Origin of the sequence: Millionella massiliensis (assembly GCF_900104655.1) — a bacterium.
GTDB classification, from domain to species: domain Bacteria; phylum Bacteroidota; class Bacteroidia; order Bacteroidales; family Rikenellaceae; genus Rikenella; species Rikenella massiliensis.
In genome coordinates, this window is the sequence record NZ_FNWD01000002.1 from 1,704,780 (window position 1) to 1,724,399 (window position 19,620).

12 protein-coding genes and 1 pseudogene are annotated in these 19,620 nt (G+C 57.1%); 7 read left to right on the forward strand and 6 right to left on the reverse strand.

The genetic code is table 11. From position 1 onward, the window contains the following. Positions 1-107: 107 nt before the first annotated feature. Genes BQ5379_RS06660 through sppA form a run of 3 tightly spaced genes read right to left on the reverse strand, consistent with a single transcriptional unit; the run spans position 108 to position 3,875 of the window. Positions 108-983, reverse strand: coding sequence for a purine-nucleoside phosphorylase (locus tag BQ5379_RS06660; RefSeq protein ID WP_083377631.1), 876 nt, complete (start codon positions 981-983; stop codon positions 108-110). Then, positions 940-2,022 carry a tetraacyldisaccharide 4'-kinase gene (gene lpxK, locus BQ5379_RS06665; RefSeq protein WP_235846039.1) on the reverse strand — a complete coding sequence of 361 codons (1,083 nt, stop codon included), beginning with the start codon at positions 2,020-2,022 and terminating at the stop codon, positions 940-942. Before lpxK ends, BQ5379_RS06660 begins: the two co-directional genes overlap by 44 nt. Positions 2,023-2,066: 44 nt before the next feature. Next, on the reverse strand, positions 2,067-3,875 hold the full coding sequence (sppA, locus tag BQ5379_RS06670; protein WP_071134717.1) for a signal peptide peptidase SppA: 1,809 nt from the start codon (positions 3,873-3,875) through the stop codon (positions 2,067-2,069). 459 nt (positions 3,876-4,334) lie between these two features. Between sppA and BQ5379_RS11380 the strand changes: the two genes are divergently transcribed. From BQ5379_RS11380 to BQ5379_RS06685, 3 genes are all read left to right on the forward strand, one after another. Beyond that, positions 4,335-4,985 carry a single-stranded DNA-binding protein gene (locus BQ5379_RS11380; RefSeq protein WP_071134718.1) on the forward strand — a complete coding sequence of 217 codons (651 nt, stop codon included), beginning with the start codon at positions 4,335-4,337 and terminating at the stop codon, positions 4,983-4,985. A gap of 283 nt (positions 4,986-5,268) precedes the next feature. Beyond that, the gene (map, locus tag BQ5379_RS06680; RefSeq protein WP_071134719.1) at positions 5,269-6,126 is read left to right on the forward strand and encodes a type I methionyl aminopeptidase; all 858 of its coding nucleotides are present in this window, start codon (positions 5,269-5,271) and stop codon (positions 6,124-6,126) included. A gap of 537 nt (positions 6,127-6,663) precedes the next feature. Further along, complete coding sequence (locus BQ5379_RS06685; RefSeq protein WP_071134720.1) at positions 6,664-7,449, forward strand: hypothetical protein; 786 nt, start codon at positions 6,664-6,666, stop codon at positions 7,447-7,449. Between the two features lie 147 nt (positions 7,450-7,596). Here the strand turns inward: BQ5379_RS06685 and BQ5379_RS06690 are convergent, their stop codons facing one another. The 3 genes from BQ5379_RS06690 to BQ5379_RS06700 are packed head-to-tail and all read right to left on the reverse strand — an operon-like array spanning position 7,597 to position 13,029. After that, on the reverse strand, positions 7,597-8,898 hold the full coding sequence (locus BQ5379_RS06690; RefSeq protein ID WP_071134721.1) for a TolC family protein: 1,302 nt from the start codon (positions 8,896-8,898) through the stop codon (positions 7,597-7,599). Further along, positions 8,888-11,989 carry an efflux RND transporter permease subunit gene (locus tag BQ5379_RS06695; protein WP_071134722.1) on the reverse strand — a complete coding sequence of 1,034 codons (3,102 nt, stop codon included), beginning with the start codon at positions 11,987-11,989 and terminating at the stop codon, positions 8,888-8,890. The genes BQ5379_RS06690 and BQ5379_RS06695 overlap by 11 nt, the downstream gene beginning before the upstream one ends. Continuing rightward, positions 11,986-13,029: an efflux RND transporter periplasmic adaptor subunit gene (locus tag BQ5379_RS06700; protein ID WP_235846040.1), complete on the reverse strand. Its 1,044-nt coding sequence runs from the start codon at positions 13,027-13,029 to the stop codon at positions 11,986-11,988. Before BQ5379_RS06700 ends, BQ5379_RS06695 begins: the two co-directional genes overlap by 4 nt. Before the next feature lie 169 nt (positions 13,030-13,198). Here BQ5379_RS06700 and BQ5379_RS06705 point away from each other — a divergent pair, with 169 nt between their 5' ends. From BQ5379_RS06705 to BQ5379_RS11340, 4 genes and pseudogenes are all read left to right on the forward strand, one after another. Beyond that, positions 13,199-14,083 carry a helix-turn-helix domain-containing protein gene (locus BQ5379_RS06705; protein ID WP_071134723.1) on the forward strand — a complete coding sequence of 295 codons (885 nt, stop codon included), beginning with the start codon at positions 13,199-13,201 and terminating at the stop codon, positions 14,081-14,083. 427 nt (positions 14,084-14,510) lie between these two features. Then, complete coding sequence (locus BQ5379_RS06710; RefSeq protein WP_071134724.1) at positions 14,511-15,809, forward strand: alpha/beta hydrolase-fold protein; 1,299 nt, start codon at positions 14,511-14,513, stop codon at positions 15,807-15,809. A gap of 247 nt (positions 15,810-16,056) precedes the next feature. Then, complete coding sequence (locus BQ5379_RS06715) at positions 16,057-17,868, forward strand: MFS transporter (protein WP_159431223.1); 1,812 nt, start codon at positions 16,057-16,059, stop codon at positions 17,866-17,868. Positions 17,869-19,172: 1,304 nt separating this feature from the next. Then, positions 19,173-19,428 (forward strand): annotated as a pseudogene (locus tag BQ5379_RS11340) (primase-helicase family protein); the annotation flags it as partial. Between the last annotated feature and the right edge of the window lie 192 nt (positions 19,429-19,620).

Sequence of the window (19,620 nt, forward strand, 5' to 3'; positions counted from 1 at the left end):
ATCCGTCACATCTGCTTTATTCATTTCCAGACCGTAACGTCCCTCTTCACACACAAAGTTTACTTCGTCCTCCCGGTTGCACACCCTCGCCCTTTTATGCTCGGGGCTTACAAGCGGGCAACAACCTCGCTCACCAACGCACACAGACGCGGCGTAGCCTCTCCGCTGGCTTCTACCACCTCGGCATGGGTCAACGGTGATCCGGAGGTTTCCGATCTTCTCAGTGCATTGGTAATCAACGAAAAGCCAAGAACCGAAACTCCCTGATGACGCGCGACAATGACTTCGGGCGTAGTGGACATACCGATGGCATCGCCGCCGATTGTATGGAAATAGCGCACCTCGGCCGGCGTTTCATAACTGGGACCGGTCGTACCCACATAACAACCCTGCTGCAGGGAGAATCCTTGTTCACGGGCAACACGATGGGCCAGAGCGATCAGTTTCCGGTCATAAGGTTGGGTCATATCGGAAAAACGTTCGCCGAGCACGGCATCGTTCGGCCCGACGAGCGGATTGGGAATCAGGTTGATGTGATCCTCGATAACCATGATGTCACCGACCTGAAAGAGCGGTGTGAGTCCACCGGCAGCGTTCGATACGATCAGGGTTTCGATACCGAGACAACACAGGACACGCACGGGCAGCACCACATCCCGGATAGGGTACCCCTCGTAGTAGTGAACACGTCCCTCCATGGCGATGACGTACTTCCCGCCGAGCCGGCCGTAGATGAAGCGTCCGCGGTGGCCCGGAACGGTCGAACGGGGGAAATCGGGAATTTCGGCATAGTCGAGCGTTCCGATCGTTTCGATCGAATCGGCCAGGGCGCCAAGTCCGGACCCCAGCACAATTCCGACCTGGGGTGCGGGAAGGCCACCCGTTTCGACGGCTCCGCCGGGCATATCGGTATAATACCGGTGCGGGGCGATGTTGAGTCTACTCCGGATGAAGCACGTTGTATTTCTGATTCTCTCTGACATATTGGTCGAGTTGTCTGTGGAAATCGGCCTCGCGATTTTCGAGGAATTCCACACGGATGGCACTATAATAGAGTCGGCGTTTGACCTCGTCGCTGATTTTGCGACTCTTCATCAGGCGCACGGCATCCTTTTCGGTCACCACAACGGCGGTCTGGGGCGGAAGCGTTTTCAGAGCCTCCTCGAGAGCATGGATATCCTTCATCTTGAAGGCATAGTGATCCTTGAAGAGGAAGGTACGCACCACGTCGTAGTCCTGCCGGAGCTTTTCGATAAAAGGCTGGGGATTGGCAATTCCGGCCATGGCGACGACCGGTGTTCCGGGCGGCAGTTTGGCAGGCTGCCCGAAGGTCGGGTAAAGGGGTACGGGCGGCTGTGACAGGAAGTGGGTGAAGTAGAGGCTCTGGTAGGGGTACAGATCGAGGTGCTTGCTGATGATGCGGTAGTCGAGCGGCTTCATGTCCTCCGGACATTTGGTCACGATGACGATCTGCGCCCGGTTGAGTTGTGAGCGACGATCACGGAGCCGACCCAGCGGCAACAGGTGGTCCTCATAGATCGGACGGCTGTAATCCATCAGCACGATGTTGACCCAGGGTTCGACGTATCGGTGCTGGAAGGCGTCGTCGAGGATGATAAGATTCACCTCGGGATGGGCGGCGCGCAACTTTTCGATTCCTTCGACCCGTTTTTCGCAGACGGCAACGGGGATATGGGGATATTTCAGTTTGATCTGTTTGGGTTCGTCGCCGATCTTCTTGAAGGAGCTGTGGGTCGAGGCGAGCACAAAACCCTTCGTCCGGCGTTTGTACCCGCGGGAGAGGACGGCCACCTTGAATTCGCCGTCAAGCAGTTCGATGAGTCGTTCGGTATGGGGAGTTTTACCGGTTCCGCCGACAGTGATGTTCCCGACGCAGATGATCGGGATGTCGAACTCCCGACTCTTGAGCACACCCCAGTCGAACAACCGGTGACGGATGTCGATCACGCCCCCGTAAATCCATGCCAACGGGGCGGCCAGTATTTTACCCAATAGTGTCACAATCGTTTCGTTGTCTTTCTGTTCGGCGACGTGCTGCCACCGGGTCAATATTGCAATTCAACCCGGTACGGCACCGAGGCCTGAATACCGGAGTTTCGGATCATTTCGCGCACCCGGAGCGCTTCGGCTCCGACAGCCGGGAGGTCACTTCCGACCAGTTTCATCATCACGGAGCTGCTGAGCGAGCTGAGGATCGATGCGAAAGAGGAGGTTTCGGGGGCCGGATACTGCCATACGGCGTAGTCGTCGGGGTCGAGCCCGGCATGCTCGGAGGCGATGCGGATAGCGTCGGAGAGTGTTCCGGTGCAGTCGGCCAGACCGTTTTCCATGGCCTGCACGCCGGTCCATACACGGCCTCCGGCCATGGCATCGACGCTATCGACGGGCAGGCGGCGACCTTCAGCCACAAGCTCCACGAAACGCGAATAGACGGTATCCACGCCGTTCTGGACATAGAGCCGTTCGGCGGGGGTGAGCGGACGGAAGATGTTGCCCATATCGGCCGAAGGATTCGTTTTGACCACGTCGGCCGTAATCCCGAGGTGTTCCCGGGCGCCCTCTCCCACGTTGAACATCAGCCCGAACACGCCGATCGAGCCGGTGAGGGTGGTCGGAGCGGTCACGATATATTCGGCTCCGCAACTGATATAGTATCCGCCCGACGCGGCATAGCTGCCCATCGAGACGATCACGGGTTTAACCTGCTGGGTGAGGCGGACTTCGCGCCACACGATATCGGCCGCCAGAGCGCTGCCACCGGGACTGTTGACGCGCAGCACGACGGCTTTCACGTCGTCGTCACGGCGCAGTTCGGCCAGGGTTTCGGCCAGGGCGTTGCCGACGATCTGTTTATTTTCGTCACCGACATCGACAATGTCACCATCGGCATAGACAAGTGCAATTTCGTTGGTCGAGAGCATGTTCCCCTGACTCACCCCGCTACGGAACAGCGACTTGTAGGCTGACAGGGTCATCATTCGGGGCTTTCCGGTCGAATCCTGCCCGGAGAGACGGGCCAGCTCGTCGTTCAGCTGGTCGCGGAAGTAGAGGCTGTCGACAAAGCCGAGCCGTTGGGCATCGCGCGCCGTGGCTACGGCCAGCCGCGAAGCATAGCTTTGAAGCGTATCGGCCACGAGTTCCCGGCTTTCGGCAATCTCGCTGACGAGGTAATCCCACAGCGAAGCCGTCATGGACTCCATCTGCATCCGGTTTTCGTCGCTCAGGTGCTCCAGAATATAGGGTTCGCCGGCCCCCTTGAATTTGCCGTGACGGATCAGTTCGGCCTGCACGCCGAGTTTGTCGAGCAGACCTTTGTAGAAGGTCACGGTCGAAGAGAGCCCCTGCCACGAGAGGCCGCCTTGAGGATTGAGATAGACTTTGTCGCTCACCGAAGCCAGGTAGTAGCCGCCCTGGGAGTAGACATCGGCATAGGAGACGACGAATTTACCGCTCTCGCGGAACTCGGTCAGCGCCTGCCGCAGTTCGTACAGGGTCGACACGGAGGAGGGGATGGCCATCGGAACATTGAGGTAGATACCGTCGATATCGGGATCTTCGGCCGCATGCCGGATCAGCGCCACCGCTTCGTACAGGGTGGTCTGTTCGCGGAAACTGAAATCGTTGTAATCGAACAGATCGAGTGCACTGGCATTCGATTTATCCACGATGGGTTGCGCCAGATCGATACGCAACACGGTATGGGGTCGCAGGGCGGCCTGGCTTCTGGACGAACCGAACGAGCCGATGGCCGCAATCACCCCCGCAAACGCCATGAACATCAATATGAAAGTTGCAACGCCTCCGACAACGATCGCCAGCAGGCATGCCAAAAAGGTCTTAAAAAAATTATTCATCTCTGTTCAATCTCCTTAACCGATTCAATACTGCTCCCCCCAGGATACGCTCCGCAGCCGCCTCTGCATTCACCCGTTTGGCGCCCCTCGCTTTTCAGCGCCCCCTTTTCGGCATCTCTCCATCACCTCATCTCCTCTTTTTCCTCCTGGCTCGCCTTTCACAAGCCCATCCGAAACGCGTTCGGCATCTACCTGCAAAAGGTTTTCTGGTTCGTTTCACATCCGACAGGCTGCCGTCCCGACGCATCGCATTCGACAATTGCCCCGGATCCGCACCTTCCGCCACTCACTCCGCCTCCCACCGTACCAGCGGCCGACGCAGGATCACCCTTGAACCGGTAATGTACTAATTTGCGCTAAGATACAATTTTTTCGGGAGAGTTTCGGCAGAATGCAAAATAATTCAGTATCTTGCTGAACCAACCTACACAAGAAGTCTATCCAACAAAACAGAACGAAATGGTCAATAAAGTTATTCTGATAGGGAATGTCGGAGTCGAACCCGAGGTGCGTGCCCTGGAGACCGGCGTAAAAATGGCCCGACTGCGCATTGCCACCACCGAACGAATCTACAACTCGTCCACCGGCGAAAAACGCGAACACACCGAATGGCACACCATCGTCCTCTGGCGCGGCCAGGCCGATTTTGCCGAAAAATATATCCACAAGGGGAGCCAGGTCTATGTCGAAGGCAAGATCCGCTCACGCGAATGGACCGAAGAGGCAACCGGCAACAAACGCTACTCGGTCGAAATCCTCGCCGACGAGATCCGCCTGCTCGGCCAACGACGCAACGACAGCAACTACAGCAATCCAGGCGGCACGCCCGGCAACAACTATGGCAACCCCGGCGGAAACAGCGGCTATGCGGGGAACTCCGGTTACGGCAGCAATACCGGCTACAACGGAGCACCCGGCTATGGCAATCCGGGCAGCAATCCCAGTCAAGGAGCATCGGGGAACTACGGTCATTCAGGAGGCTACGGACAGGCCGGCGGCTATGGATCGGGTACGCCCGGTTATTCCGCTCCGGGCAGTCCCTCGGGAAGCAACGCCTTGGGCAACAGCGTCCCGCAGCCCTCGTCGGACGTCGACGACCTTCCCTTCTGACGCCCGTCCCCCTGTTACCTTATCGTATTCCAAGACACCCCCTTTCACTCCCGGGGAGGGCAAACTACCATGCAGCGGTTGGAACGATCCTTGTGGTCGTTCCAGCCGCTGCGGTCTATCCGACAGGCGAGACCTTCCTATTTTCTACTCCATAACGCCCGGGCCAGACCGAAAACCATCCGCGCCACACCACGCCCCCCCGCCGACAGGGACCAACAGTTGCGACCCGCTCCCCACCCCCTTTTGAAGAACAGCGAACAGCGTTTTTTCGTACCTTCGCGCTATGAATCCCAAAATCAAACTCCATCATCCCGAGGCGCCGATCGGCCCCGACGATGATCTGGAACGCAAAATTGCCTGGTACCGTCGTCAGGGTCACGAAGTACCCTCGCGCCGCCTCATCAAGACCCCCGAACAGATCGAAGGTATCCGTCTGAGCGGCATCGTCAACACCGGCGTGCTCGACCTGATCGAATCCACCATCCGTCCCGGCATGAGCACCGCCGAGATCGACCGCATGGTCTACGACTACACCGTCTCGCACGGCGCCATCCCCGCTCCGCTCAACTACGAAGGCTTCCCCAAGAGCGTCTGCACCTCGATCGACGAAGTGGTCTGCCACGGCATCCCCAGCGACAAGGTGATCCTCAAAGAGGGTGACATCATCAACGTCGACGTCTCGACCATCCTGAACGGCTACTACTCCGATGCCTCACGCATGTTCATGATCGGCGAGGTGTCCGACGAAAAACGCCGTCTGGTGGAGGTCACCCGCGAATGTCTCCGCATCGGGGCACAGGCAGCCCGTCCCTTCGGCTTCGTCGGCGACATCGGAGCCGCCATCCAGCGCCATGCCGAAAAGAACGGCTACTCGGTGGTCCGCGACCTCTGCGGCCACGGCGTCGGGCTCGAGTTCCACGAAGAACCCGAAGTAGCTCACTACGGCCACCGCGGAACCGGCATGCTGCTGGTACCCGGCATGGTCTTCACCATCGAACCAATGATCAACATGGGCGACTGGCGCGTAACCTTCGACCAGAGCGACGGATGGACCGTCCGCACCCGCGACGGGAAACCCTCGGCCCAGTGGGAACACACCTTCGTCATGACCGAAAACGGGCTCAAGGTGCTCACCCACTAACCCCGTTCCCCGGAGTAGCCGCCCAACCCGGCAACTCCGCAAGGCACCATCGCCGACCTCTTGTCCCGGCCGGGCGAAGATCCCGCAATATAACAAACCGCAAACAAGACATAACACGCCGCTCACAAAGAGCACTACAAGGAGCACTCCCCGATGAGTCGCTCCTTGTTTGTTTTCGCAGCTTCAGTCAATCTACCCCGCCTCTTGCCGGAGGGCCCCTAATAACAGGCGCTTCTTGCGCCCCGCTTGTATCAATACAAGCCACCTTTGCTCCTTTCTCCAAGTCTTTCCCCTTCGGATACAACCCGGTGATTTGCATCATATTCCCCCCTTCACACTCCACCCACCGTTTCCCGAATTCCATCCGCAAATGACAGGGAGCCACGTTTTACACCCTCGAAATTCAGCAATGATTCAAGAGTGATTCAGCGGTGATTCAACCCCGTTCACCCCGAAAAAGGGGGCATTCGTCTATTTTATTCGTCGACGGGAATCGAGACATCTATTTTTGTTCCGTCAACCCAAAATATACCGACTATGAAAACACGAAAAATTGCCAGATGGGCCTTTGCCCTTCTACTCGTTTGCGGCACCCCGTTCGCCATGGCACAACCCGGCGGAGAGTTCGGAGGCGGTTTCGGCGGTGGCTTCGGTGAAGGCTTCGGCGGCGGACAGCCACCGTTCGGAGAACCCGGTTTTGCCCGCCGGCAAGCTGTGCGACCCGACAACGAAGAGGCAGCCAAACGGATGACCGAAGAGATGCAACGCACGCTGCAACTCACCGACAAACAATACAAAAAGGTTTACAAGGCCAATCTGAAATGGCTCGACGCGCAATCCGAGGCCCGTTCGGAAGCGGCCGACGAGGCTCCGCAGATGGGACGTCCGACCTTCCCCGACGGCGACAATGGCCCGGGCGGGTTCGGTCCGGGCAACCGTCCCGAAGGTTTCGGACGGGGTCAACGCCCCGAAGGAATGCCCTCCGGCGAACGTCCTGCACTTTCCGCCCGCCCCGACCGCTCGAAAGATTCGACCCTGCGTGCCCAGCGGCCCGCCGCTCCGGTCGAAACCGAAGCACTGACCAAAGCCCGCACCAAGTGGGAAACGAAGCTCAAAAAGACCCTGAGCAGCGAGCAATACGAGCAGTGGCAGAAACAACAGGCCGAAGCCAAACGTCACCCGCGCCCCCATGCCAAACATCAGCGTCCGGGCGGCCCCGAAAGCCGGGATGGCGCTCCGAAAGCTCAACGGCCGGAAGGAGCTTTGGACCAGCAGGCTCCGGCAACTGACGAAGCACCGGTAGCTGAACAGGCCGAAAAGTAACAACCTCCCCACAGTACCTCTCGTTTCGGAACGGGTCGGGCAGACCTTTCCCGCCCCGCTCCCCTCGAACAAAATGCTCCGGGACTCTTCTCAACCAAACGAGAGAAGAGTCCCGGAGCGTTCGTATATGCGGCAGGCCACCTGAGCCTAACGGCCGGTCACCAGGCGATATTTGGAGAGTTTGACCTGATAGTCGGCCTGAGCCTCGGTCAGCTGGTCGCGGCTCTGCTGCAACAGGGTCTGGGCATCCAGCAGGTCGGAGAGCGACACCGTCCCCGCCTTGAAATAGTCGCCGTTCAACCGCAGGTTCTCCGTGGCCGACGCGATCGACTTTTCGGCCAGCCCGATCTGGTCATACGCCTCCCGCAGTGCGTTCCAGCACTGCGTAATTTCGACCTGCATCATCTCCAGAGCCTGCTGGCGGTCGTTCTCAGCCTGCATCTGTTTGAGTTGCTCGCGTTTCACGGCATGCGAACCGCCCCACCAGCTCGTGATCGGCACCGAAACCCCGGCAAATACCATCCCGAAGTCGTTGCCCTCGCCCGTCAGGTCGTGGTACAGGTAACCGGCTCCGACCCCAACGGTAGGCATGTTGCGCCCGCGGGTCATGCGGATCTGCTGTTTCGAAGCCTCCAGATTCTTATCCAGCAACTGCGCCTCGGGACGCTGCGAGGCAGCCTCGGCCGGATCGGTGTACCACTTGTCGGGTGCCTCGGGCGTCCCCAGTCCCGGGTCGACAATGTCGAAAGGCTCGACGAGCGACGCACCGACATACTGTGCCAACAGCAACCGGGTCACCCGCAAACCGTTCTCCACCTTCAGCCGATTGCTTTCGACCTCCTGCTGCTTCAGTTCCACGCGGAGCAGATCGTTGCGGGTCGAAATCCCGGCCCGCACCGCTACATCGACGTCGTTGTGAATCTGTGCCAGTTGACGGTCGACCACATCCAGCGTCTCCAGTTTGCCGCGCAGGGCGACGATCTGCCAGAAGTACTTTTCGACCGTTTCGTTCACCTCACGCTCCGATACTTTGAGTTTCAGTCCGTCGGCCTCTTCGCCGATCCGTGCCAGCCGGTTGCCGACGGCCACCTGACGCCCCGCAAAGACCGGCTGCATGGCCGTCACGCCCCCCATCATTCCCTCTTTCATCATCCCCATCGAGAGCGGCGGCAGGGTCATGCCCGGTATCGGCAGGTCGATCGGCACACTCATCCGCACCATGTCGTGGCTGGCCATAAAGGCCATACCGGCCGCGCTGACCGTCGGGAAGAAGTTCGTAAAGGCCTCCTTCCGGGTCTGGGTGGCGATGTCGATCGACAACTTCCCGTTTTTGATCTTATTGTTGTTCTCCAGCGCCAGCTCCTTGCACTGCTCGAGGGTGTAGTTTTGGGCGTGCAGGGCCAGCGGGCCGCACAGAGCGACGGCCAGGAGCAAAAGGTTACGCTTCATAGGGATTGTTTTTGAGCTTGACGTTTCCGAAAATCTTCCAGTAGGTCACCGGCAGCACCGTCACCACCAGAATCATCGAGACCACCGTGCCGACACAGATCACGATCCCCATCGGGGTCCAGAGCGAACTCTGGCTGATAATCATCGGCACCACGCCGACCGCCGTGGTCGCCGAGGTCAGGAAGATGGGCAGCATACGCCGTTTGCCGGCATCGTAAGCGGCCTCGCGTGCCGGCACCCGTTTCTTGATCCGCAAGTCTTCGGCGTGCTGGAACATGATGATCGCGTTGCGCACGATGATCCCCATCAGGCTGATCAGCCCCAGCACACAGGTCAGACCGAACTCGGTTCCGGTCATCCAGAGCCCCAGGGCAGCCCCCAGCAGACAGAGCGAGATCGAAATCAGCGCCACGATCGAAAGACTCACCTTCTTAAAGTTGATGAGCAGGAAGAGGAAGATGATGAAGGCCGCAGCCGAGACCCCTTTGATAATCGGGCCGTTGATTTCGGCATCGCTCTCGATGGAGCCCCCGTACTCGAACTCGACCCCATCGGGCAGAGTTTGCGCCTCGACCAGCCGTTGGACCTGTTTGAAGGCTTCGCCCTCGTTGTAACCGCGGCGCACGTCGGCCATTACACTAAGGGTACGGACGCCGTTCCGACGGACAATCTGCCCCTCGTGCCAGGCGGGGTCGACCGTGGCCACCTGACGCAACGGCACCGACACTCCGGGGATAGCCGTGGCGATATACTGGTCGCCGATCCGGTCCAGCGGATCGTCCCCTTCGGTTCCCTGGGCCTTCAGCACCACCGACAACGGATAGTCGCCCTCCCAGAGGGTTCCGGCCGGGAAGCCGGAGTAGCAGGCAGCCAGCTCGGTCTGGGCCGTCATGCGGTTGATGCCCAGACGGGCCGATTCGACCGGATCGAGCTGTACGCGGATTCCGGCCAGCGGCTCCTCGTAGTTGGTATGCACCCACACCAGTTCGCCCATCCGGCGCATCCCGGCCATCAGGGTATCGGCAGCCCGACGCAGCGCATCGATATCATCGCCCCGGAAACGCACTTCGATGGGGGTGGTGAGGTTTTGGTAGTCGAGCTGTTTGAACTTCACGTAGGCACCGGGGAAGCGGTCGGCCCAGGCGTTGGCATAGTCGTCGAGCAGCCCGCGGGTCGCTTCGACCGACTGCGTATTGACGATGAACTGCGCATAGTGTTTCGACGGCAGGTTCGGAGCATAGGTGGCCTGGAAACGGGGCGAAGCGGTCCCGATGAACTGGGTCACCGACTTGACGCGTTCGTCGGCCCGGAGAGCCTGGTAAACGCTGTCGGCCACCGCTTCGGTCCGTTCGAGCGCCGTGCCCTGAGGCAGGTAGATCTCAACGGCCAGCTGGTCACGGTCGGCGAAGGGCATCATCCGCACCTTCAGCCCCATCATGATGAACCCGGCCACTACGACGGTCATGATCCCGCCGAAGATGGTCAGTTTGGGCCAGCGGAAGGTCCAGTCGAGGGCACGGTTATACCAGCGCTGAACAGCATCCAACATATTGCCATGCCGTTTTTTGCCCTCCTGCTCCGGTTTTCGCTGATGCAACCCTTTTTTGATGAGCACATACTCCAGGAAGGGGATAAAGATCATGGCCAGCACCAGCGAGGTCATCAGCGAAATGGTGATGGTCCACGGGAAGTCTTTCAGGAAGTCCAGGAACTGACCGCTCATGGTGGCCAGCAGCGGGAAAAAGATAATACAGATACAGAGGGTGGCCAGAAAGATCGACCCAAAGTAGTTTTTGGCACTGGCAACGGCAGCGTACCAGCGCGACATTCCGCGGTCGAGGTTCTCGAGATAGGCATCCACCACGATGATCGAGTTGTCGACGATCATCCCCAGCACCACGATCAGCGCCGCGAGCGTCACGGTGTTCAGCGGGATGCCGGTGATGAACATGATGCCGATCGAGATGAAGATGCTGATCGGGATCGACGTCGCCGCCACAATGGCCGACCGGAAGGGGAACAGCACCATCATCACGGCAATCACCACCACGATCGACACCAACAGGTCGCGGACGAACGAGGTCACCGAATCATCCACCACCTTGGGCTGGTCGGCAATGCGTTCGATCTGCACATCCTCGGGCAGGGTTTTCTGGAACTCGGCCAGCACTTCGTCAACCTCCCTGCCGTACTCCACGATGTTGTTGCCCTCGCGCATCTCCATCGACAGGATCACCGCCTTGCGGCCGTTGTTGGTCACATAGCTGTCCGGATCGTCATATTCGCGCACGATGCGGGCAATGTCCTTCAACCGGATCACGTTCCCGTGCGGGTCGCTGTAGACGATCTGCTCGGCGATTTCGTACTCCGAGTCGTAGCTGGGCGTGAAGTGGATGGGCAGTTCCTGGCCGGAGTTCTCGACCGAACCGCCCGTGGTGGTGAAACCCTGGGCAAAGAGCCGGGCCATCAGCAACCGCTGGTCGAGTCCATAAACAGCCAGTTTGTCAGGATCGACATAAACGGTGATCTGCTCGTTCTGTAGGCCGTAGCGCCGCAGGTTCGACACCGATTCGATCCGCCGCAGCCGTCCCTCGAGGTCATCAAGGTAATTTTGCAGCTCGCGGTAGGTCTTGTCTTCGGACTGGAGCGAGATCAGCAGGGCCGATGTGTCGCCGAAGTCGTCGTTGACCACCAGCGCCAGCACCCCGGAGGGCAGCTGCATCTTGAAGTCGGCCACGCCGTGTTTGATTTTGGACCACACCTCGTCCTTGTTGTGGACGTCGTCGTTGAGTTCGACCATCATATAGACGATACCGTCCTGAGACATGGTGTAGGTTTTGGCCTTTTTCACCTCCTTATAGGTGAACATGAAGCGTTCGAGGGGTTTGGCGAGCTGCTCTTCGACCTCTTCGGAGGTGGCGCCGGGATAGACGCCGACGATCAGCCCCTGCCGGATCGTGAAGGGCGGGAACTCCTGTTTGGGCATCACGGCCAGCCCGTAGATGCCGAGCAGCACCAGCAAACCCACCACCAGCAGCATGATCCGCTGGTAACGCATGCAGGATTCTATGATTCCAATTTTTTTCTTCATAGCACATCGACATTCATACCGTCACTCACCTTTTGATAACCGTCGACGATGACCTGTTCACCACCGGCGAGACCACCCGTCACGACGACTCCGGTTTCGGTCAGCGCACCGACCGTCACGGGAACCAACGCGGCACGGCCGTCACGCACGCACCACACGAAGCGTTCGCCGCGTCCGGTGACCTGTACGGCCCGGTTGGGCAGCACGATGGCCCGGGCCGACGAGTCGCTCTCCATCGTCACACGGCACACCATGCCGGGCATCAGGGCGCCGTCGGCATTGCGGAGCGGGATCTTGGCCTCATAGGTGTGCGACACGGGGTTGGCAGTCACGCCCTTCTCCTGCACGGCACCTTCATAGGTACGTCCATCGAGCGCCGCTACGGTAATCCGTGCGCGGCTCTGGCTGCCGATGTTCGAAATTTCGTTTTCGGGAACCGGTATCTTGATCTTCACGACATCGGTTTTCAACAGCGTATAGACAGTCTGGCCGGGCAGGACGTTTTCGCCGGTCTCGACCTGCCGCTGTCCGATCACGCCGCCGAAGGGGGCCGACAGCCGACTGTCGTCCAGATTTTTCCGGGCCACCTCTTCCATCGATCGGGCCTGTTCCAGTTTGGTCTGCGCCTCGACGTACTTGATTTCGGGCAGACTTTTATTGTCGTAGAGCTGCTGGAGACGTTTCATGGCGTCTTCGGCCTGTTCGAGCGATGCCCGTGCACCATTATATACACTTTGGAGATTGCGCTCGTCGAGTTTCGCGAGCAACTGTCCCTGAGCAACCCTCTGCCCCTCGCCGACGGTCAGCGAGGAGACGGTTCCCTGAACGGGAAAACTGAGCGCCGTGGCCGACTCCTCTTCGACCACTCCAACGTACTCCCGGCCGAGCGAAGCTTCTGCCGAGACCGAAACCGTAATGGTCCGCACTGGGATTGCCTGTGCCGGACGGGATGTGGTCGTACCGGAAGAGCATCCGACGGCGAGGGTCGCTCCCATGGCGAGCAAAAGCCCGTTCCGGACCTTGTTTAATTGTTCAATCATAGCTGTCTATCCGTTATTAATCTTTGCTGCAAAATTGCACGAAATGCAGAGGCGTTTAAAGTACCGGAATCCGGCATAGATGTTCTAAAAGTAGGATAATAACCCCCATCATACCAACAACATCACAATCATTTCTATATTTGGACCGTTAAACAGGAACTTTAGAACAATGACCGATCTGATAAGCATCACAATTTCCCAACTGCGGAAAGCCCTGGGCTACCGGGACGGTGGCGACGACGATGTGGTTATCATCTCTTCGGACAAATCGACCGAATCCGACCTTTTCCGCTATCCTTGCCGCCTGGACGCCGTGGTCATCGCCCTCTGTACCGAAGGCGAAGGACGGGCCACCATCAACCTGAAAGAGTCCGTCATCACGCCCAACATGGTGGTGGTCAACCTTCCCGAAAACATTATCCGCATCGATCGGGTAAGCGACAACTTCAAGGGCTATATCCTGATCGTTTCGCAGAGCTTTCTGCGCGAGGCACAAATCGACCTGAGCAACATGATCTCGATTTACATGCACCTCAAAACACATCCGGGTCGCATCGTCTCTCCCGAACTGGCCGAGCACATGAAACAGTTCTACAACCTGATTCTGGCCTGTGCCGAGAACAAACAGAGTCAGTTCCGAACCGAAATCCTGAAAGGACTGATCCGTGCCTTCCTCTACACCTGCTCCGAACAACTGCACAGCCAGGCACACGACGAAGAACGGTCCGTCAAAAGCCGCCGCGAAATCTTCTTCCGCCAGTTCATCGAACTGCTTACCCAACACCACCGCGAACAGCGCAGCGTCGGTTTCTATGCCGAAAAGATGCACATCACGCCCAAATACATGTCCTCGCTGATGAAGGAGATCACCGGGCGTTCGGCCGCCGAATGGATCGACGAGTATGTGATTCTCGAAGCCAAGACGCTGTTGAAATACTCCGGTCTGAGCATTCAGGAGGTGGCCTACAAGCTGAACTTCTCCACGCAGTCGTTTTTCGGAAAGTACTTCAAACAACATACCGGAATGTCGCCCGGACAGTACAAGATGCAATAATCGCACCATACCCCCCCCGGGAAACAACCAAAAAAAGATCGACACCCGGCGTTCGAATCATACTCCCGCGCCCGAAACCGACTCCCGAAGAAATGAAACAGACATCGGATTCTTTCAGAGTTCCCGATGCGAATTTCTCTGCCGCCTCGTTACGCATCGCTCCTCTCCCCAAAGCCACCACCCTGTAAATCAAGGATCGGCACTCGCACAGAACAAAAACAGGAATCTACATTTCCATATCTTTAAAATTTACCGCTTCGATCTCCATTATCCCCCCACAAATACCGCAGTTCCGCATAATTTTTATAACAATAATACAAATTTTACATTAACCAAAATTAGTTGAAAAATATTTTTCAGAATCATAAAAACAGATTACCTTCGTCATGCAGATAAACAAATTCACATAACCACAAACATCCGTGTTATGAATAGAAAAGTTGTATTCACCATGGTTCTGGCAGGACTCCTCGGCTTCACACAAGCCCAAAACAACTCCACCTCTTCCGACCGCATCAAATCGACCACGGCCATCAGCCAGGTATTCGGAGACGGCAGAAAAGTAGCCACAATCGTTCTGGAATACGACAGCCCCATCAGCAACCAAAGCCTCCAAAACGACAGCTACCAGGTCGACGGTAAGGAGATAACCCGCGTTTATGCCAATGCAGCTCCCGAAACCGCCGCAGAAGGCACCGACGGTCCCTACGTCATCATCGAAGTGAAAGCGGGCGTAGACCTCAACGCCCAACCCAAACAACCGACACCGGCCGACTTGGAAAAGAAACAGGAACGCGACCGAATGCAGGGAGGTCCCGGCCTGCGCGCCGGCTGGAGCACGGGCGGCGACGACGAATACCCCGGCAATGCCTCCGTCATGCAACGGCGACCGATCCTCACCACCGACGGAACGACCATTCCGGCAAGCGACACCTGGATCGCAAACACCCAGGAAAAATGCCTCGTGGCGGACGACTTCGCACAGCAGGAGTTCATCAGCCCGTACACGGGCCAGACACTCCCCTACAACATCTATCTGCCCGAAGACTACGACCCGACCAACTCCTACCCGCTGGTACTGTTCATTCATGATGCCGGCGTAGCCAGCGCACAAATCAAACAACCCCTTTACCAGGGTACCGGAGCCATTTCCTGGGCCACTCCGGAAGCCCAGGCCCGCCACAAATGTATCGTCGTGGCCCCCGAATACCCCTTCGTGACCGTCGATGACAACTGGAACTACAGCCACCATCTGGATGCCACCATCGCCCTGATCAAAGATCTGGAGACCCGCTACTCGATCGACCCCAAACGCATCTACACCACCGGACAATCGATGGGTTGCATGTCCTCGATCGTCCTGATGCTCAAAGAGCCCGACCTTTTTGCAGGCGCACTTCTGGTGGCCGGCAAATGGAACCCGGCTCTGATGGGCCCCCTCGACAAACAAAACATCTGGATCATCTCCTGCGAAGGCGACAGCTCGTCCAACTCACTCCAGGGTGAGGCCGTCGCACTGTGGCGTAAACAGGGCAGCACCGTTACCGAAGCCACTTGGGACATGACACTCCCCACCGACCAACTCTCCGCCGAAGCCGACAAAATGCGCGCCGAAGGCTCCCACCTGCTGTTCACCCACCTCACCGGCGGAAACCACCGCGCCACCTGGTTCGTAGCCTACGGCATCCCCGGCGTTCAGGATTGGCTCTTCGAACAACACCGATAAACCGGACATCCGACCGCCCCCCAAAAAACGCAACTTCCCGTCATGCCCCGCTACCCGCTGCCAAAGCGGGATCGCGGGGCATGACCGTCTCATACACCTCCGTCACCCTCAGAAAATAACTTTTTTTGCCCTCCTCAGGCCCGGGAATTCCAAATCATTCCGTAATTTTGCCCCGACAACGAGTAGTGTCCAATCACGTAAATCCAGTTGATTTTCAATGATTGGCACTACTCTTTTTTTTGCCCCCATGAATCAACTCGACACCCATCCCCAACTGTGGACCGCATCTTTCATAAAGATCTGCCTGGTCAATTTTTTCATCTTCGTCAATTTCCACGCCCTGCTGCCCACCTTTCCCTTCTTCGTCACCTATCTGGGCGGCGACGCGGTCGCCATCGGCATAGCAACGGCACTTTTCAGCCTTGCCTCCATCGTTTCGCGTCCGTTCGTCGGCTGGCTCACCGACACCAAAGGCCGCTGTTCGCTCCTCGTAATGGGACTGATCGGAATGACCCTCATCCCGATGGGCTACTTCGCATCGGCCGGTATCGCCCTGGCCGTGATCCTGCGCACCGCGCACGGAGTATTCCACGCCGCATCGAGCAATGCCGCCTCCACCTGGGTCACCGACATCATCCCCCACCGCCGGATGGGCGAAGGCCTGGGCATGTACGGACTCTCCATGGCACTCTCCACGGCCATCGCCCCCGCCCTCGGACTCGCCATCATGAACAACTGGGGTTTCCGCCCGATGTTCGCCATCACGGCCCTGGTCGCACTGATCGCCCTGCTGATCGGAATCAGCATCCGTCCCCGCAACTACAGCCTGTCGACCTCGCCCCTGCGGCTCCGCGACCTTTTCGAACCGATGTCGCTCCCGGCAGCCGTCACCCAATTCTTCTTCATGATGGCTTATGGGGTAGTCGAAGTTTATGTCGCCATCTACGCCGCACAGCACCACCTGCCCGGAGGCGGTATCTACTTTATCTGTATCGCAGCCGCCACGGTACTGACCCGCATCCTGCTGGGACGCGCCGTCGACAAATACGGCGAAGCCCGGCTGGTCTATACCGGCAATGCCGCTATCATCGCCGGTATCCTCTGTCTAGTCCTGTTCCATAACCTGCCTGGCTATCTGCTCTCGGCCGCACTGCTCGGATACAGTTTCGGCGCAGTCCAGCCGTCGTTGCAAACCATGGCCATGCATGCCGTACCGCAGGAGAGACGCGGTGCCGCCAGTTCCACGTTTTTCGTCGCCTTCGACTTCGGAATCGCGCTGGGCGGATTCCTGGCCGGCGTACTGGTAAAAGTTTTCGGATACGATACGATGTTTCTGCTTATGATCGTTCCCTGCCTGCTCTCGTGGGGCTACTATTTACTCTTCGGACGACGCCACCCCTCCTCGTTCAACCCCCAAAATCGCAAACAATACGACGTCGGCAACAATCCGGCAGCCACGGCCCACGCCGAGCACCTTCCGTTAATTATAACCATCTCGCGGGAATACGGCAGCGGCGGCCATCACATTGGCCGACTGCTGGCCCAACGCCTGGGGATCCCCTTCTACGACCGGGAACTGATCGCACTCACAGCACGAGAAAGCGGATTGAGCGAATCGCTCGTACAGGAAAGCGACCAAATCGTCACCAGCCGATTGCTGTACGACGACCCCACCCAGAGCGCCGTTTTCCAGTCACAAAGCCACGTCATCCGCGACATTGCCGCACGGGGCTCATCGGTCATCGTGGGACGTCTGGCCAACTTCATCCTCCGCGACCGTCCCAACTGTCTGCACATCTTCATCTACGCCAACGAATCTTCACGAATCAAACGAATCATTTCCGAATACGGGATCCCCGCAGACGAAGCTCCCGCCGCACTCAAACGGGTCGATCAGGAACGGAGGGAACACTGTCTGCACTATACCGGTTACGACTGGGGCTATTGTCACTACTACCACTTCATGTTCGACAACTCACACGCACGGGATCATGAAGCGGTCGACCTGATCTGCTCGATCGTGCGGCGCATGGAACGTAACAGCGACCTCACAAAATAACCCCTTCGCACTACCGTCCATCGGAGACCGGGTCTGTTGGCATGGGGAGCACCGCACAAACCGGAGACCAGAAAACCATCAGGCAACAATCGCCCAAAGTCCGACAGCAGGCTAACCTCAAAACATTTGCCCGAGTCATAACACCGCAATGCCCTCAATTATGAGATACGTGCACCGTTTCCGCAACCTACAAAAATACCCCGATCGCTACGTCTCAAACTGCGGAATAAACGTCTGTCACCATACCACGGAACGATGGCAGCTATTCATCAAACAATACATCATCTGACAGGAAGATCTTCACGCGAAAATACCTGTTGCTCAGAACTAAGACGGAGAGGATTTCATTTAGTCAATCGAAAAATTAAACGGGTTACCGAAGATCAACCCAAAGATATAGAGTTGAATCAGGCCCATTCATGGAGAAAAGCTACCCTTTCGGATCGTCCTCACAATTAATGGCAACCTTCTCACAGACAGCAAACGATCGATTCCCCGATGACGATGCGACAGCATTTCTCCAATTCAATCCGACAAACCAGGCGTACATTTTAAGGCTTAAACACCTGCATCCCGTTTTGTCGGCAACAAGCCCCTGCACTCTAAACGCATTCTGAGAGTAACCGCGCAATGCCAGTATCCCGACAAGCGATAAACACTCGGTACCGACCGATTCCATTTTGCCCCAGCCCGGGGCAAAATGGGATTCGGGCATTTTCTGCATACCGTGGAGACATCATAAAGCGCTGATGGACAAATGAAACGACAATGTCGATAAGGCTATATTCAGTACGCATCAGGCCGCTGAAAACGAATAAAGCCATGCATTGTCGCTTAACTTTAAACTGTATGAGCGTCAAGGGAAAGCCCCTGCCAATTTTAGAAGGACATTGCCGGATACAGATAGCGATCCAGCTCAGAAACTGACAAAAAAACCTTATGACTTTGTCTTTGCAGATTTTACAAACCATACAATGAGCGAATCCCCAAAGATGCGCTGCTGAGAAACGTGACAGATTTCGTACTGAACCGGGAACCGGTTTGCTTATGGGGGCAAGAGTACCGGCCGCAGATCAGTGAGACAGAGAATTTTATAGATCCTCTTCTTACAATCTTAATCCTGCAGGTTATATCGTGATAGGAGTGAAAACAGGAAAGTTTGAATTTGCGGATGTCGGGCAGCTGGTTGTATGTGGTGGCGTACAATCATATATTGCGAGAAAAGGAAGAGACAACCCGACGACCGGTCTACTTTTCTGTAAAAAAAGAACAGGGAACAGGCACAGTATGCTTTGGAGTCCCACAGTCAGTTCAATGCCGATTGGCCGGAAAGCTGACGATTGTAGTGTATGAGGTGCAGCTCAACCGCCGTGAGGATAGCGAACGGTTGAAATACTTCAGTACTGGGCATTCTTATAAGATGGAGTCCAAAGGGAAAGACCGTTACAAAGTGCAGTCCTTTACTCAATTTGTGTATGCTCCAACAATGAGAATTTTCCGGTTTACATTGAACCCGAAGAAACAAGATATCGGGTCAGGAAGGTTAGCCGTCTGGCCAAACGACTGTTCAAGAAGTACAAATATCCAAGGGCAGGAAGACACGCAGACCACCATCATGGAGCTGTGCAAAATATGGTCGGAGAACTGTTGATTATGCATAGCTCCAACCTAATAAACCTCTTCTGCAAGCGTCATCGGGAATAATCACAAAAGGGATAATTATTTGATTTACAAATAATTATCCCTTTAACT